This window comes from Halobacillus trueperi (assembly GCF_003386945.1).
In the GTDB taxonomy this organism is placed as follows: domain Bacteria; phylum Bacillota; class Bacilli; order Bacillales; family Halobacillaceae; genus Halobacillus; species Halobacillus aidingensis.
In genome coordinates, this window is the sequence record NZ_QUAE01000008.1 from 11,269 (window position 1) to 26,641 (window position 15,373).

General features: G+C 43.9%; 16 protein-coding genes and 1 riboswitch. Of the genes, 1 reads left to right on the plus strand and 15 read right to left on the minus strand.

Annotated elements, in window-relative coordinates; genetic code table 11:
- Positions 1 to 2 precede the first annotated feature (2 nt).
- From DYE48_RS11270 to DYE48_RS11285, 4 genes are read right to left on the minus strand one after another with little or no spacing between them, the layout of a single operon-like run.
- Positions 3 to 314 (minus strand): hypothetical protein, encoded by a 312-nt coding sequence (locus DYE48_RS11270; protein WP_115823722.1) that lies wholly within the window; start codon positions 312 to 314, stop codon positions 3 to 5.
- Positions 307 to 903 (minus strand): CPBP family intramembrane glutamic endopeptidase, encoded by a 597-nt coding sequence (locus DYE48_RS11275; RefSeq protein WP_115823723.1) that lies wholly within the window; start codon positions 901 to 903, stop codon positions 307 to 309. Before DYE48_RS11275 ends, DYE48_RS11270 begins: the two co-directional genes overlap by 8 nt.
- A complete protein-coding gene (locus tag DYE48_RS11280; RefSeq protein WP_115823724.1) occupies positions 900 to 2,411 on the minus strand; it encodes a RecQ family ATP-dependent DNA helicase in 1,512 nt (503 codons plus the stop codon). Before DYE48_RS11280 ends, DYE48_RS11275 begins: the two co-directional genes overlap by 4 nt.
- The gene (locus DYE48_RS11285; RefSeq protein WP_115823725.1) at positions 2,401 to 3,471 is read right to left on the minus strand and encodes a YpbB family protein; all 1,071 of its coding nucleotides are present in this window, start codon (positions 3,469 to 3,471) and stop codon (positions 2,401 to 2,403) included. The genes DYE48_RS11280 and DYE48_RS11285 overlap by 11 nt, the downstream gene beginning before the upstream one ends.
- A gap of 132 nt (positions 3,472 to 3,603) precedes the next feature.
- Between DYE48_RS11285 and DYE48_RS11290 the strand changes: the two genes are divergently transcribed.
- A complete protein-coding gene (locus tag DYE48_RS11290; protein WP_115823726.1) occupies positions 3,604 to 3,855 on the plus strand; it encodes a ferredoxin in 252 nt (83 codons plus the stop codon).
- Between the two features lie 41 nt (positions 3,856 to 3,896).
- Here the strand turns inward: DYE48_RS11290 and DYE48_RS11295 are convergent, their stop codons facing one another.
- The 11 genes from DYE48_RS11295 to DYE48_RS11345 form a co-directional block, all read right to left on the minus strand.
- Complete coding sequence (locus DYE48_RS11295) at positions 3,897 to 4,346, minus strand: helix-turn-helix transcriptional regulator (protein ID WP_115823727.1); 450 nt, start codon at positions 4,344 to 4,346, stop codon at positions 3,897 to 3,899.
- 220 nt (positions 4,347 to 4,566) lie between these two features.
- Positions 4,567 to 5,799: a GerMN domain-containing protein gene (locus tag DYE48_RS11300; protein ID WP_115823728.1), complete on the minus strand. Its 1,233-nt coding sequence runs from the start codon at positions 5,797 to 5,799 to the stop codon at positions 4,567 to 4,569.
- A complete protein-coding gene (gene sigX, locus DYE48_RS11305; protein ID WP_089654037.1) occupies positions 5,786 to 6,328 on the minus strand; it encodes an RNA polymerase sigma factor SigX in 543 nt (180 codons plus the stop codon). The genes DYE48_RS11300 and sigX overlap by 14 nt, the downstream gene beginning before the upstream one ends.
- A 752-nt stretch (positions 6,329 to 7,080) precedes the next feature.
- On the minus strand, positions 7,081 to 7,593 hold the full coding sequence (locus tag DYE48_RS11310; RefSeq protein ID WP_115823729.1) for an ECF transporter S component: 513 nt from the start codon (positions 7,591 to 7,593) through the stop codon (positions 7,081 to 7,083).
- Between the two features lie 6 nt (positions 7,594 to 7,599).
- On the minus strand, positions 7,600 to 8,001 hold the full coding sequence (locus tag DYE48_RS11315) for a DUF4430 domain-containing protein (protein ID WP_115823730.1): 402 nt from the start codon (positions 7,999 to 8,001) through the stop codon (positions 7,600 to 7,602).
- A 210-nt stretch (positions 8,002 to 8,211) separates the two neighbouring features.
- Positions 8,212 to 8,392: riboswitch (cobalamin riboswitch) on the minus strand.
- A gap of 45 nt (positions 8,393 to 8,437) precedes the next feature.
- A complete protein-coding gene (locus tag DYE48_RS11320) occupies positions 8,438 to 10,222 on the minus strand; it encodes an ATP-binding protein (protein ID WP_208639653.1) in 1,785 nt (594 codons plus the stop codon).
- The gene (locus DYE48_RS11325) at positions 10,222 to 10,938 is read right to left on the minus strand and encodes a response regulator transcription factor (RefSeq protein WP_089654041.1); all 717 of its coding nucleotides are present in this window, start codon (positions 10,936 to 10,938) and stop codon (positions 10,222 to 10,224) included. Before DYE48_RS11325 ends, DYE48_RS11320 begins: the two co-directional genes overlap by 1 nt.
- 107 nt (positions 10,939 to 11,045) lie before the next feature.
- Complete coding sequence (gene ccsB / locus DYE48_RS11330) at positions 11,046 to 12,236, minus strand: c-type cytochrome biogenesis protein CcsB (protein ID WP_115823732.1); 1,191 nt, start codon at positions 12,234 to 12,236, stop codon at positions 11,046 to 11,048.
- Between the two features lie 17 nt (positions 12,237 to 12,253).
- Positions 12,254 to 13,885, minus strand: a complete 1,632-nt coding sequence (gene resB, locus DYE48_RS11335) for a cytochrome c biogenesis protein ResB (RefSeq protein ID WP_115823733.1) — start codon at positions 13,883 to 13,885, stop codon at positions 12,254 to 12,256.
- A gap of 28 nt (positions 13,886 to 13,913) precedes the next feature.
- Entirely contained in the window at positions 13,914 to 14,465 is a 552-nt protein-coding gene (gene resA / locus DYE48_RS11340) for a thiol-disulfide oxidoreductase ResA (RefSeq protein ID WP_089654044.1), read from the minus strand.
- 54 nt (positions 14,466 to 14,519) lie between these two features.
- Complete coding sequence (locus tag DYE48_RS11345; protein ID WP_115823853.1) at positions 14,520 to 15,248, minus strand: pseudouridine synthase; 729 nt, start codon at positions 15,246 to 15,248, stop codon at positions 14,520 to 14,522.
- Positions 15,249 to 15,373 lie beyond the last annotated feature (125 nt).

Consider the following 15,373-nt stretch of genomic DNA (forward strand, 5'->3'; position numbering starts at 1 on the left):
GGTTACCGCTCTACCGTGATTTGTTCATGGTAGGGCGATTCTTCTATGATGGCCGGCTGGGGAAAGGTTTGTCCAAACCACACATCCCAGTAAGGATAGGATAGAATCACAATGATCAAGATAAGGAGAATCACAAAAAGGAAGCGCATCCAAATTGCATTCACCCTCCACCTCGTCTTTTCTTTCCTGCCTTCATGAACATCTTTTCTTGGCGGCAGATCCAGGATGTCTAGTTCTTCTTTTTCAAACCCGCCATCCTCTGTGTTTCCTCTCAACTTTTCTGCTTGATCTTTTGATGAATGCTGATCACTCATCGGCTTCCCCCCATTTTCCGAAACGTATCCAAAAGGCTAATACAATATCAATAAGGAAATGTGCCAAGATGGTCACAAGTAAATTACCGGTCACCTCATACATATAACCAATAAAGAAACTGACGAATAATACCGAAATCAATAACACGATTTTCGTCAAATAACGGATATGCATAACGGCAAAGAGGACACTCGCAACGACATATCCAAACTCAGCGTGCAAGACCCCGCGGAATAACATTTCTTCACTAACCGCCACCAACAAAGTAATTCCTATAATACTTATACTGGAACGGTTTTTAAATACTTTGACGTTAATACCGCCATCGTCGTACATCCTTCGAGGTAAACGATACACGAGAAAAAGATCGATGAGAAGCACCATAAGTCCTGGTATCAACCCATAAACCAGCAGCTCGCTGGCGTGAAAATCAATTTGACTGCTCCAATCGGACCAAAAGGCATCAAAAAGAAATACACTGCCAATGAGAGCGAGAATCAGTATACTCAATTGAGTAAGAACCAATTGTAATGTAATTTCCCGGTCGTTCATTTCCATAATCAGTTCTGATTGACTCTTTCGTTTCATAAACCGGCTCCTTGTTTAAAAATCAGCTTTAAACGATCTTCCCAGCTGAATGTATCATACGTTTGTCTCTCCTCTTGAAAAGATAGGTCACCTATGCTGAAATCACATACATCGCAGCACGGGACGGTTGGCTTTCGGATCATGTCCTGAAATGGTTTATACAACGCTTCTCTGCGACATTCGGAGGCATGGATCCACTTTAACATTTCATTCAGTTTGTTGTGTTTATACATCCATCTCTCCTCTAAAAAGCGATGAATTTCCTGAATGAGTTCAGGCGTCACACCTATTAATTTTCCGTCTTGTAACGATCCCTCCTCTTCTAATTGAAACTTGATAAAGTTCCATTGTGATTCGGATAATTCAAAGCGTTCGATCATGACATCATCTTCCGGAACCTTTTCGCCCTGCTTTTTCGTTAAAAAGGAAAATACCTGCTGAAGGTCATTTTTCCCAGGTAGTTCACTCTGGATGAGCCGTTGAGGAAGGTAGTGGTCCTGACGTGTAAAGAGCAGAAGACTGAAGGCCGCTCCCCCATCTCTTCCTGCCCTGCCAACCTCTTGGATAAAGGATTCTAGTTGAGGGGGCAAATGAAAGTGTATAACGATTCGTATATCTTTTTTATCTACACCCATACCGAAGGCACTCGTACAACAAATAACATCCAATTGATTGTTCATAAATTGCTGTTGCACCAGCATTCGATCCGTTTGTTCCATGCCGCCATGGTAAAAAGCGACCCTCTGCTTCAAACGATCCCTAAGTTCAAAGCTGACCTTTTCTGCCCACTGCCGGCTGGAAAAATAAATCATCGTCGGGGCATGGTTTTGCTTGAGCACTTGGACAATCCGATCCGTTTTTTCTTCTGGACTTGTGCATTCTTCAACAGCGAAACTGATGTTTTGTTTATCCATGGGATAGATTCTTTTTTTCATATGAGGGAGCCTCAACTTTTCCATGATATCCCGCTGCACGTCAGGTGTAGCTGTTGCACTCAAGGCCATCACGGTTGGGTGCCCGAGGTTTTCGATGGTCTTATGTAGCTTGAGATAATCGGTTCTGAACTCATGGCCCCACTGAGAAATGCAGTGGGCTTCGTCAATAACGAAGAGATTGACATGCATGCGATTCAAACGGTTCTGCAACCAATCGTTCTGCAGCATTTCTGGTGAAATATAAACGAGAGAATACTTATGAAGGTTCCTCAATACAGCATTTCTTTCAGGCTGATCCATGAAACTGTTCACAGCAGTGACCGCCTTATATCCGGAAGCTTTCAATTGTTTCACCTGATCCACCATCAATGATATGAGTGGGGAAACGACAAGTGTTGTACCACCAAGAATCTTGGCAGGAAGTTGATAACATAGCGATTTCCCTGTTCCGGTAGGTAAGATTCCTAATACATCTTCGCCTTCGAGGACATCTGTAATCACTTCTTTCTGCCCTTCCCGAAATTCATCGAAGCCAAAATTCTCTTTAAGTAATGAACCTAGATCATGCCTCATCCTGCGTCATACCTTCCTTTATTGCGTGCTGTCCTTTCGCTAATGCGAGGCGCAATTCGAAATAATCATACTTTCCATCCAGAGCTTCATAGATTTGCTTCAGCTTTTTTGTATTCAGTTGAGTCCCTATATTATTTATCTCCCGTACGTCTTCCTCACTCAAAAAAGAAGTGATCGAAAAATCAGGAATGATTAAAGCTGATTCTACGATATGGTCTTGGATCGTGCTTTTTTTCAACCTTCTTAAATTCATGATTTCCTGCATGCTCAAACCTTGTTGAATATATTGATAGGTCTTTCTAGCCGACCTTGTAATGAGATGTGTCGCATCGAGCCCTTTTGTGCAGAGGTGCAGCACTGGATAGCGATCCTTTTTCTTTTTGGATTCAAGAAACAAATAATAATGGGTATGTTGCAGCATAAGCTCTACATCTTCTATATTCAAATCGAACTCCCGTTTGAGCTGATCGATCGTCATGCCGATAACGCCTCCCCCTGTCAAACGATGGACAAACAATTCCGCTTGAAGAGAGGGATGTTCTTTTAGTAGATGGTGAATTTCTTCATACATCGATTCCACCATCTTCGGTAGTTTATCCTGAAATTGATGATAGACCGTTCGCACCCAATTCTGAGTGCCGAAGTCATCCACGATAGGTACATAATGGTCAATACCAGCATTGGTGTTCGCCATCATTTGTAACATAAGATAAACTCTTCTGACGAAAGTAGGAATCACATCATGCCAGACCATACCTTCAAAGTATGTAAGCTCTTGAACCGGGAACGAAGACAATCGCCGAGTTCCCTCAGAAGTTATAGAAGGGAAAGATTGTTCATTTATTTGGATCAACCCGTCACGAATCAATGGTTGAACCCGCCTTTCCAATGACTCACGCTTTAGTGATGGATAGATACCAAAAAGCATGTCAAGTTCGTATCCCTTGGCATCCTGTAATGTTTGCGAAGACCGTTTGCCTGTCAGTAAATGATAGATGCCGGACAATGTACGCTCCCCTCTGAATCGATCCACACATGTTAAAACCACATGATCGAACATCTTCTCCCCCCTTTTTCCTACTTGTTCAACATGGTTTAGTTGAAAACCATTCACTTGCGATTTACAATAAACGTTGTACTTATGTAATCAATGCCTCGATCATACAGAAAGTCTCATGAAGGAGGTCGTTTTGTGGCCAAATATACAATCGTAGATAAAGAGACCTGCATTGCTTGCGGGGCGTGCGGTGCTGCTGCCCCTGATTTATATGATTACGACGATGAAGGAATCGCTTATGTCGTCCTTGATGATAACGAGGGTACAGAGGAAGTTCCTGAGCTGTACGAAGAGGACATGGAGGATGCATTGGAAGGGTGTCCCACAGATTCTATAAAGATCTCTACGGCTCCCTTTCATGGGGACCCTTTGAAATACGAAGAGTGATAGACCTTTTGACCATAAGCCCCTTGAAGAAAGGGGCTTTTTTATTTGACTAGTTCTTCAAAACGGATTTCCGCCTCTTCCCGGTCAATCGTTGAAAACATACGATAATCTTCGGAATCAATGATTCTATAGTGATGACTAATGAGATTTTGCTGAAGGATGTAGTTTTCTCCTTCCGCAATCGTCTGCCACCATACTTTTCCACCGAGCGTCTTCTTCCCTTGAGGTTCCACTTGCTCATGGGCAATGGTTTCCACGATTTCTACAGGGGCATCACCCAATACGCCTTTCAAAACATCACTCTCTTGAAAAAGAGCACATACGGCGACAACCGTCGTCCAGCCTGCCAGAGTTCTTTGTTTTTCAATTTGGACAAGCGTCTTTTTAGATAATCCGAGGATTTCTGCCATTTTGTCCTGGGTATATCCATGCTCGACACGGATCAATTTAATTTTTTCAGAAACCTGTTTCCGCACGTCGTGTTTATCCATAACCTATCGTCCCCTTTTCTACGTTCCTTTATTTTAACATGAGCGAAAGGGACAATCCTAGAACAAAGGCTTTAATGTGCCCGGATAGACTAGAAACAAAGTCAGGGGGACGGTTGCCTCCCTTCCGCAAGGCTGTCGGCTTGTATCTTGAGGGCCTGGAGGATCATTGCCTAAACGAATATAAGAACCCCCTGCAAATACTGCAGAGGGTTCCAGGTCATTATTCAACAACAGGATTGATTCTTTCTGGAACATCGATTGGCTCTTCAAGATCATAGGTGGAAAACTCCCTTACGTTCACACCATTGAACTTGACTTTTTCAAAACCAAACTGTCCTGCTGTAGCAAGGATGGCTTCAACCATCGTCAAAAGCTGTTGCTCACTTGCCCATGATTCATGTTGAAGATTTATATTCACTATACCTTCATCTACTGTCGTTGAAGTAAACTGAACATGTTCTGGCACGGCTGGGCTCACAAAGAGACCTCTCCCTTTTTCCTTCATCAAAGATAGAGCATCCTGGAATGTCGGAAAACCATCAACAGAAATGGGAGCTAATAAACGTTCAGAGGAACCTTCGTATTGATACAATTGAAAGATGTACTCCCCTTGTTGAATGACAGGAACCTCCGACATTTCTCCGTAGCTTCCCAGGTTGACGGGATTACCTGATTCGGTTTGAACAGAAATTTCTTCTAGTTGAACGTATTCCAAGTCCCATCGAATGCTTTCAATGATCGCGTTTGCCCAAGCAGATCCACTAACGGTGAAACCATCAGGAAACGTAACGACAGCCGAACCTTCTGTTTCATCCACTTCATATTCGATTCCTTCTACAGCTCTCTCAGCTAAACCGTACCTCTCTGGTGAAAATGTGTCGACTTCCTGCTGCTTCTGGAGGATAGGAAGAATGACTTCAGCATTTTTCCCTGGATAAGACACCGTATCATAACCACCTTCGTCACTCCTTAAAACCAGTGACTCAAGCTCTGCCTCAGGCTCTTCTTGTGTTTCTTCAAGCTTTGATTCTTCCTCTTTCTCTTGGGATTCTTCTTCTACATTTTCTTCAGGAGGGAGGTCTTTATCCTCGCTGGAAGGTTCAGCTTCCTTGATTTCAGCACTTTCCTCTTCAGTCTCTGAGGTAGATGAATCAAGAGATGGAGCTGTTTCTTCAGTCGCCGACGAGGATTCTGCATTCTCATTCGCACGATCGGCAGACTCTTCCACGGTAAGCATTCCATTGTTACTGAAAAAGACAGGAATGAACACGGCAAGTACTAGCAAAACAGCAATCGTAGCTAAGCCAGGAAAAAGCCATGGAGCTACTTTCCTTTTTGGTGTATTTACGCGTGATGAAACCTTTTGGTAGAGCATTTCTTTCGATTGGCGGTCATCCATAGAAGGGAGTTCACCTAATATTTTTTTGATATCTTCGTCATTACGCTTCTTCACGATCTCCCCTCCCCTCTTCCATCTCTTCAAGTATCATCTTCAGAGCTTTCATGGCTCGATGTTGAGTCGTCTTCACTTTACTCTCACTCCAGCTTAAGATTTCTGCTGTTTCTTTTATGGACATGCCTTGAATGAAACGGAAAATCAACACACTTCGCTGATCGACCGTACATTTGTCGAGCGCTTGATAGACTTGTTGAATTTCATCATTCTGCACGGCAATCTCTTCAGGCATTTTATTCTGATCTTTGATTTGCTCACCTTTCTCAGTCCAATCAAAGAACTCCATGAAGCGGTTTCTCTTTCTTTTTTGTTTGCGGAAATAATCAATGGCTACGTGTCTGGCTATGGAAAACAACCATGTTTTCTCAGAGCTTTTTCCATTGAATGAATCATATGATTTCATGACCCTCACATAAACATCCTGAACCAAGTCTTCAGCAAGACTTCTGTCCTTGACCATATAGATGAGAAACTGAAACAGGTCATGGTGATAGTTTTCGTATAGTTCATCAAAGAACGTTCGCAATGGTGGTACCTCCTGGGTCACTTTAATAGTCGTTTTATGTATGAAAAAAGTTACACTTTCTATCTTAATATGCAAAAAAAGAAAAAGGAACCGCGTTTCCAAAAGAAAATCAACTGCCCACTACCTCTATCCCAAATTCAATTATAGCTCCCGTTTATGGAAGACTCAGTTTCGAGACTTTTGTTGAGTGGATGGGGGCTGCGGGGAATATCTCGCTTTCCGCGGGAGCGCGGTGAGCCTCCTCGGACTGCGTCCTGTGGGGTCTCACCATGCACTTTTTTCCCGCAGGAGTCTCCCCATTCCCCTCCGCCCCTTGATCTATAAATATCTCGAAACTACTTCCAGAATTAGCAGCTTTCCAGCGTAATGAAAGTAATGAATTAAACTTTCAAACAAGCAGCCATTTGTATCCTAACGCTTGCTATAAAGGGCTTTTCAACTAGAATGTAGTGGTTATGAAAGACTCTCCATTCGTGTATGTGGGTTCGTTTCTCATATCCATCGAATGGGGTGGCTTGGAAGCTGCGAGACTCCCGCGGGAATGGATGGGCTGGCGAGACCCCGCAGTGCGAAGCACGAGGAGGCTTGCCGCCATCCCCGCAGGAAAGCGAGTAGCTTCCCAGCCACCCCTGACTCCCAATACGGCGAACGAACCCCAGAATATCTCGAATTCAAGTCTTACACAATCCTGCCATTAACTTTAATAAATAACAGGGGTAAGAGGACAAAAAAGCTACCCTTGGTCCGGGTAGCTAAGATACTTTTGATATGGCGTTTCTTTTTTCGTAGCGTTGGAAAAGTGTTCCGAGTATTGGAGATAGTGCCAATATGAACACAGTATTAGATACCGCATGATTGATATCCATCGGGAGGCCTGCTAAATAATACGCCCAAAATGGCTGGCCCGCAGCCCGCATCGTTAAGGAAAGAATGACGCCGAAAAAAAGTCCGCTGATAAAGCCGTAGATGGAAAGAGCCCAGAATGGCATTTTGGACCAATATTTCCCCAGGAGACCTGCAATGATTCCTATGATTGACCAGGCAATGATCTGCCAGATGGTCCATATCCCCATGCCCAACAACACATTGGACACAAAGGTCGTGAGCAGAGCAATGAGGATTCCTGCACTAGGTCCGAGCCAGAAACCGGCAATAATAATGATTGCGGTCACCGGCTGGATGTTAGGAAAATGAGCTAAAGCCATTCTTCCTGCTATGGCTAAGGATGCGAGCATGGCAATCAATGTTAACTTATAGGTATTCATCCTTCATCATTCCCAAGATTGATAATCAAAAACGATTTCGTCTCCATCCTCTACTTCGTACTCATTGGCTCCAACCATTGCTTCATCGCCGTTAATGGTGTACATCCAAGCCATTTTTTCTTCTTGGTTGCCGGCGATGCCTTCGATGCTGTTGATGAACCCTTCTGATTGTTCTACTTCATAGTTATCTTCCATGACTTCCATGAGGGTGGTTCCTTTTTCTACTGTAATTTCATCTTCTGCCATCATTTCTTCGCCATCGTTTTTAGATAACTGTACTTGTACTGTCACTTCCTGTACTTGTTCTTCCTGAGTAGTCGATGTTTCCTTTTCCTCTTGTGCTCCACATCCAGCTAGTACGGCGACAGCTAGCATCAGGGCTGTTAAAACAGTGTTCCATTTTTTCATGACAATCTCTCCCTTTTTCTTTGTATTTCACGGCCAGGAGGAGAGAAAAGTGAAGACAACCAAGTCACATGTATGTAGAAATCGTAAAATTCTTTCCTACCACAAAAAAAGCTTACCCTTCTACAAGGGTAAGCTTAAGACAAACGAAAGGATAAGATCTACGTTCCACGTCATACCGATCGGTTGTCTCAAATGCTCAATCCCCGAAGCTTTGAAACGTTGGATCAGGCAGGTCTACTGACTTGTGCGTCATCCTAATCAGGATCCTTCCCATACCTGAAGGTACAGTGGAATTTCCTTTTCGTCTACACTTACAGTTGCGAGGACAGTTCTGGTTTTCCACCAGATTCCCTATCAAGTCTTTTCAGACACCTGAATCCTCTTCTTATGAAGTTTCCATAAACAAGATTACAACAATTTTCCGAATATAGCAACTTTATTTTTCCTTATGTCTAAAAGGAATTTTAAAAGTAAAGGTGGTTCCTTCTTTCAACTTGCTATGCACACTAATGGTCCCATCATGGGCTTCTACAATGTTTTTCGCAATCGCAAGACCGAGCCCTGTGCCTTTTTTGTAATTTTTATCTTCACGCTTCCTCGATTTATCTGCCTTATAGAAACGCTCAAAGACGAATGGAAGGTCTTCCTCGGCAATTCCATACCCGGAGTCTTTGACACTTGCAATCCATTCCTTCTCATCTTTTTCAAGAATCACCTGTACCTCACTACCCGGGTCGGAATGTCGGATTGCATTATCAATCAAATTTGTAAACACTTGTTCAATACGATCAGGATCGAAATCGAGGAACCCGAACTCTCCTTCTACTTTCAAGTGAAGGTCTACAGACTTCTCTTTGGCAATCCCACTGAATTTCCGAATGATTTTGTTCAAAAATGGCTCAATTTCAACAGATTCTTCATTCAACTGAATATGTCCCGCTTCCATCCGTGCTATATCCAAAAGCTCATTGACAAGACGACCGATCCTGAGCGACTCGTCATGGATGATTTGCGCGAGTTCATTTTTGTCTTCTTTTGATTCTGCAATGTCATCCACGATGGCTTCACTATACCCTTGCAGCATGGAAATGGGGGTACGCAATTCGTGGGATACATTAGCGATAAAGTCTTTGCGGAGCTTGTTCAGTCTTCTTTCTTCCGTCATATCCCGAAGGACCGCGACAGCTCCACGTACTTTTTCTTTGTCATACAAAGGTGTCATGATGATCACCCAGGACCTGCCTTGTAATGTCATCTCGATCATGGATTCATTTTCATCCGTGATAACATCGTTAAACAAATCCCTCAGCGATTCTGGAAGGGACGTTTGATCAGCAGACGTGGATGCAGCGTTATTTTCAAACGCATAGGCATCTAAATATTGTTGTGCGGGGGGATTGGAAATGAGCACATCCCCTTCGCGATTAAACGTTATGACGCCATCTGCCATCGACCTCAAAATACCCGAGAGCTGTTCTTTTTCCTGATTCAGAGCATTGATATGAAACTTCAACTCCCGGCCCATCCGGTTAAAGGCCATCGCCAATTCACCAATTTCGTCATGGGTACGTATGGGTATCTTCGTGTTGAACTCGCCTTTGGCAAGTTCGAGGGCACCTTCTCTCATTTTAATCAAAGGTGCCGTGATTCGAGTGGAGAGGAAAAAGGCGAAAATGGTCGTCAATACGATGGCAATTCCAGCACCCAGGAATATGATTTTTGTCGTCTGTTCGGACGTTTCTTCAATCGTATCCAGTGATTGATAGACAAAAACAGCCCCGTCCTGGTTATTAAGTGGAGTGCCGACAACCATGACTCCAGTCTCGCCATTTCCTAGATCGGCCACTTTTTTAACATCTGCGCCTTCATTCAAAACGGTTGCTGTATCTTCGTCATTTTTAAACCATTCATAATCAAGCACAGGCAGTGAATCAGAATCACTTTCCGAAACCAGCGGATCATCCTCTCCTTTTACAATGACGGCTCGACTTGCCGGATCTTTGACAAGGGCTGTTGTCGATAGTAAAAGGTCTTCCTCTTGTTCATAGCGATCCACGACGTCTGAAATTCGGTCCGCCGTCTGCAGCAGATGTCTTTCAGCTTCTACGACATGATAGTTTTGAAAGAACTCTAGGAGAAGAACAGTCAATATAAAGAGGACAAAGCAAACCAATAATAAGATGGTGAACCATAACTTCCCGACTACACTACGCCAGAACATCAGTCACCAGATACCTCAAACTTATAGCCGATTCCCCATACCGTAACAATCATCCCTGCCGCTTCTGCCGAAACTTTGCTTAATTTTTCGCGGAGTCGTTTAACATGGGTATCGACCGTCCGAAGATCGCCGAAAAATTCATACTGCCATACCTCTTTCAGCAATTGTTCTCTGTCAAAAACTTTATCCGGAGACTGCGCCATGTAGTGAAGAAGCTCGTACTCTTTCGGTGTCAAAGCCACTTCCTTTCCATCAGCAGTCACACGGTGAGCATCGTTATCGATTGTCATGTGAGGGAAAACAAGTACATTCCGCGCCGATGTTTCCGTTTCTAAAAACTTCGTAGAAGAAGAACGACGCAGGAGCGCCTTCACTCGTAAAACGACTTCTCTTGGACTGAATGGTTTAACAATATAGTCGTCGGTTCCCACTTCAAAACCTTGCACTCGGTTGGCTTCTTCCCCTTTGGCCGTAAGCATGATCACTGGAGTGGCTTTCTTCTCACGCAGCTCTTTACACACTTCAATCCCATCTTTTCCTGGAAGCATCAAATCAAGCAGGATCACATCATATTCATTCTGAAGCGCTTTTTGCAAGGCTTCTTCCCCGTCTTCCGCTTCATCAATGATATAATCCTCTCTCTCCAGGTACATGCGAATCAGCCGGCGGATACGTTCTTCATCATCCACTACTAACACTTTCGCTTCTTGATCCATTTAAAAACCTCCACATCATAGAAATAATACGCTTATGGGTTCATTACCTTTATCCTTTACACAAAGGGCAGGCGGAGTTCAAAGAATTCTCGCCTGCCTTTTGTTTTTTATGCATAAGAATGTAAGCCTGAAATAATTAAGTTGACCGCAATCAAATTGAACATAATGATTCCGAAGCCTCCGACTGCAAGCCATGCGGACTTCATTCCCTGCCAACCTCTGGATAGACGTAAATGAAGGTAGGCGGCATAGAAGAAGAAAGTAATCAGTGCCCACACTTCTTTCGGATCCCATCCCCAGAACCGATCCCAGGCTTGCTGAGCCCAAATCATGGCAAAAATCAGTGCTCCCAATGTAAACACAGGGAAACCGATGGCTACGGCGCGGTAAGATACTTCATCGACAAGTTCAGGGTTCACCTTTTTGTTTAGGAGTGGTTGTATAGCTGCAGCGATTCGTTTTCTTAAGATCAACCTTGTACCCCAGTAAAGAACTACTCCACCAAGAAGTGCCCATAGGAAGGTGTTGAATTTCTTCGCCGCATCCTCCCCGCGCATCCATTCTGGCGCTTGGAACAATGGAGACATGCTACCTTCACTTATCAATTCTCCTTGATAAGGTCCTACAATGGCTGGCATGTTGTACGTGATCTCCGCTTGTTGTCCTTCAATCGGTGCTTCAAAACTCGCTTCGTAATTCATCGCACTGAAGGATGAAGAAACAATGATGAAGGCAAGCGTCACCGCAATGACATAAAGGACAAACTCGAGCCAAACCGTATGTTTGGAACGCTTGCTCTGGTCCACCTGGCTGATCAAGAAGATCAAGCCTGCGACAAAGCTAACCGATAAAATCCCTTGACCAAGTGATGCAGTAGTTACATGGATATATAACCAATGGGACTGCAAAGATGGGACAAGAGGTGAAATTTCCGTCGGGAACATGCTTGCAAAAGCGATCAATAGCAGGGCAATCGGTAAAGCAAATAGCCCTAAGAGATCCACTCTGTAAATAAAGTAGAGAACGATGAATGCGAAGACAAGCATCATTCCAAAAAACGTCGTGTATTCAAACAAGTTACTGATCGGGGCGTGACCGCTTGCGATCCACCTCGTAATAAAATATCCGATTTGAGTGAGGAACCCGATAATCGCAAGCGTAATTCCGATATTTCCTGCTACGCGGCTCTTCCCTTTCTTTTTATCGCGTATGGTTCCTGCAAAGAAGAAGGTCGCTATTAAATAGATGAAAAAAGCAGCATAGAGCAGATTGCCGCTTATGGCTGTCCAATCTCCCATATTTCATCCTCCTGACTCTATGATTTCATTTCATACTGGTCCTGAGGGGCCTCGATGTGAGTGCCTTCAATTGATTTTTCAATTTCCATTCTCAAGGCGTACCAGTTTTTATTCGTATGTCCCGCAATCCACGCTCCGTCTGATCTTGGCTGGAGCCAGATACGACGATGGTTCCAATACATTCCCTGAATGACGCCGATCATGAAGATCGCGCCTCCGAGAGAGATGATTCCTAACGTATGATCCTTTTTCACAGTCAGACCTGTGACGTCCCGCGTATCGAAGCCTGTTAGGCCAAGTTTATATTGGTTATTCTCTCCAGCATCGATATTCGCCCCTATACCTAGGAAACTAGTTTCAGGTGTTTCTTCACCTGGTGGGTACAGGTTGAATACGAAAGCTGGGTTCTTTGGATACTTGGAGACTGAAGCCGGCTGACCGTCCTGCATTTCATACTCAGGAAAATAGTTTACGACTTCCACCCGGAACCCTTCGTCCAGCTCATATGTAGATTGTGGGTTCGTCAAATCGACGGTAAACTCGCCAAAGTTGGTATCTTCATCATCCTTGTCGTGGATTTTGAAAGACATTTCACTGAATTCATCCAATTGATAACTCGCCTGATAGAGGGCAAAGTCCTCAAATTTTAATGGGTTGTTCAACGTGGCTGAGCCTTCTTTGATCGTTTCCAGCTCAGGATCAGCACCAGCGACTCCTTGATTTGTCCGCTCATAAATGACAGCGTCCGTCCGGAATGTCTTCGGGATCGCTCCATCCTGATTTTCAATCGCTTCTTTAAATTTCGCATCTTCCGGGTTGTCTTTATCATAGGTTTCTAGAGTAAAGGCCTCATTTTTGATATAGTATTCGCCTTCTGTACCAGGGATTAGTGTTGTCTCCCCTTCTCTTACCCAAACATGTTCATCGACATAGAAAGCAGGGATAAACCTGAGTAAAGCGCCTAATAGGAAAATAATAAGACCGATATGATTGACATAAGGCCCCCATCTTGCAAAGCGGTTCTTCTCTGCCAGCAAATGGCCGTCTTGTTCATAAACTTTGAAGCGTCTCTTCTTCAAATTGGTTTTGAATGCTTCATAATCGATGGCATCTGACTTCGTCTCCCCGAACACACGCTGCTTTTTCATGAAAAGCTCATGACGCTTCGGCTTCTGCCTTTTTAACGTTTTATATAGCGGGAAGAAACGATCGATGGATGCAATGACGATGGATATGCCGATCATCGCAATCAAAAGCATATACCACCATGAGCTGAAAAGGTCATGGAATCCAAGTTGATAATAAATCTGCCCGGCGATCCCATATTGATCCTCGTAATGGGTCGCAGGATCGGCACCACCAATAAATACAGCCTGAGGGAAGATCGTTCCGATCGCAGATGCTACGACGGTGATAAAGATCAAGGTGACCCCGACCTTCACAGAGGAAAAGAAGTTCCATACTTTATCAACGATCGTACGATTATACGTTTGTGAACGACGGGCACTTCCATCGTAGCGCATGTTGAGCAGTTTCTTGTCTTCGTTGCCGTCGATGTGCTGGTTCTGCTCCACAGGTTTTCCGCAAGCTTCACAAAGCACCGTACCTTCAGGATTCACATGACCACATTCACAGGTAATCTCTTTCATAGTAAAACCTCACAATGTCAAGTAGACTCTATTCCTCCGGTGCAATCTTTTGCAAGTGGCCTTCGAGTTTGTCTAACGTCAGAGGGCCGATGACTTGCTCTTCAATTTCACCTTCAGGATTGATGAATAGCGTGGAAGGAATCGGACCGATGTTATAAAGATCCATCACTTCACCATTTTTATCTTGCAGAATAGGGAAGGTCAGATTGTATTCGTTCACAAAATTCTCCACCACAAGTTCGGTCGAATCTAGATTGACAGCTAGAATTTCGACACCTTTTTCTTTGTACTCCGGATACAACTCTTCCATATAAGGCATTTCATCTTTACACGGTTTACAATACGTCGCCCAAAAGTTGACCATGACGCCTTTCCCTCTCAAATCACTCAATTGAACCGTTTCATCTGTACCGAATTTTTTCAATTGAAAGTCGGGTGCTTTCTCCCCTTTGGCGATCACCGATTGTTCGTCCTTGCCGTTTGCAACGAGAGCGAACACGACAAGTCCGACCATCACGGCAAGCATAGCTGTTCTGAAGATGAGGCGCTTTCTTTTTTTCCTAATGGTTTCTTCCTTCATTATGACTCACTCCCAAACCATTATAACATTGATTGAAGGCTGTAAATTTGAACGTTATTCAACAGTTTTCTCAGCAAGTGCACGGAGCTGTTTCACTTCAAACGGTTTCAATGGACGGGAATCTCCTGCATTCATTCCATGTAGGTCCAGCGTCCCGTACCGTTCACGCTTCAATTTGTCGACAGGGTATCCAAGAGACTCAAACATCCGACGGACTTGGCGGTTCTTTCCTTCATGAAGAACAATTTGTACAATCGCCGTATTCTTCTTCGAATCCGTGGAGGTGACTTTAGCGTGAACGGCCTTCAAGTACTCCCCGTCTACGGTCATCCCTTTCTTCAACTGCTTCAGTTGATCTTTAGTAGGAATGCCTTTTGTCTTTGCGATGTACACTTTGTCCACTTCGTGACTCGGGTGCATGAGTAAATTAGCAAATTCCCCGTCGTTTGTTAACAAAATTAATCCAGACGTATCGTAATCCAGCCTGCCGATTGGGAAAATCCGCTCTTTAACTTCCGGCAAAAAGTCTGTGACTACTTTACGTCCCTTATCATCACTGACGCTTGAAATAACACCGCGTGGTTTATATAACAAATAGTAGACAGGCTCTTCTTTATCGATCGGGACTCCTTCTACTTCAACATCATCGTTTTTACCGACCTTTGTTCCTAATTCTGTTACTACTTTTCCATTGACTGTCACCTTGCCGTCAACAATCAACTTTTCTGCTTTTCTTCGTGATGCGACACCTGCGTGGGCGATCACCTTTTGTAGTCGTTCCATATCTGCCATACGACCGTCACCAACTTTCTTTGAAATCACTTTTTTTCATGAAACGAAGCCACGCTCACAAAGCGCGGCTCGTCCGTTCCTCTACATTATACACATTCTATAAAGGTTTGAACAAA

Bases quoted from the DNA above. Each gene is read 5' to 3' on its own strand.
- DYE48_RS11270 (WP_115823722.1), bottom strand. From the start codon at position 314: ATGAGTGATCAGCATTCATCAAAAGATCAAGCAGAAAAGTTGAGAGGA.
- DYE48_RS11275 (WP_115823723.1), bottom strand. From the start codon at position 903: ATGAAACGAAAGAGTCAATCAGAACTGATTATGGAAATGAACGACCGG.
- DYE48_RS11280 (WP_115823724.1), bottom strand. From the start codon at position 2,411: ATGAGGCATGATCTAGGTTCATTACTTAAAGAGAATTTTGGCTTCGAT.
- DYE48_RS11285 (WP_115823725.1), bottom strand. From the start codon at position 3,471: ATGTTCGATCATGTGGTTTTAACATGTGTGGATCGATTCAGAGGGGAG.
- DYE48_RS11295 (WP_115823727.1), bottom strand. From the start codon at position 4,346: ATGGATAAACACGACGTGCGGAAACAGGTTTCTGAAAAAATTAAATTG.
- DYE48_RS11310 (WP_115823729.1), bottom strand. From the start codon at position 7,593: ATGAATACCTATAAGTTAACATTGATTGCCATGCTCGCATCCTTAGCC.
- DYE48_RS11315 (WP_115823730.1), bottom strand. From the start codon at position 8,001: ATGAAAAAATGGAACACTGTTTTAACAGCCCTGATGCTAGCTGTCGCC.
- DYE48_RS11320 (WP_208639653.1), bottom strand. From the start codon at position 10,222: ATGTTCTGGCGTAGTGTAGTCGGGAAGTTATGGTTCACCATCTTATTA.
- DYE48_RS11325 (WP_089654041.1), bottom strand. From the start codon at position 10,938: ATGGATCAAGAAGCGAAAGTGTTAGTAGTGGATGATGAAGAACGTATC.
- ccsB (WP_115823732.1), bottom strand. From the start codon at position 12,236: ATGGGAGATTGGACAGCCATAAGCGGCAATCTGCTCTATGCTGCTTTT.
- resB (WP_115823733.1), bottom strand. From the start codon at position 13,885: ATGAAAGAGATTACCTGTGAATGTGGTCATGTGAATCCTGAAGGTACG.
- resA (WP_089654044.1), bottom strand. From the start codon at position 14,465: ATGAAGGAAGAAACCATTAGGAAAAAAAGAAAGCGCCTCATCTTCAGA.
- DYE48_RS11345 (WP_115823853.1), bottom strand. From the start codon at position 15,248: ATGGAACGACTACAAAAGGTGATCGCCCACGCAGGTGTCGCATCACGA.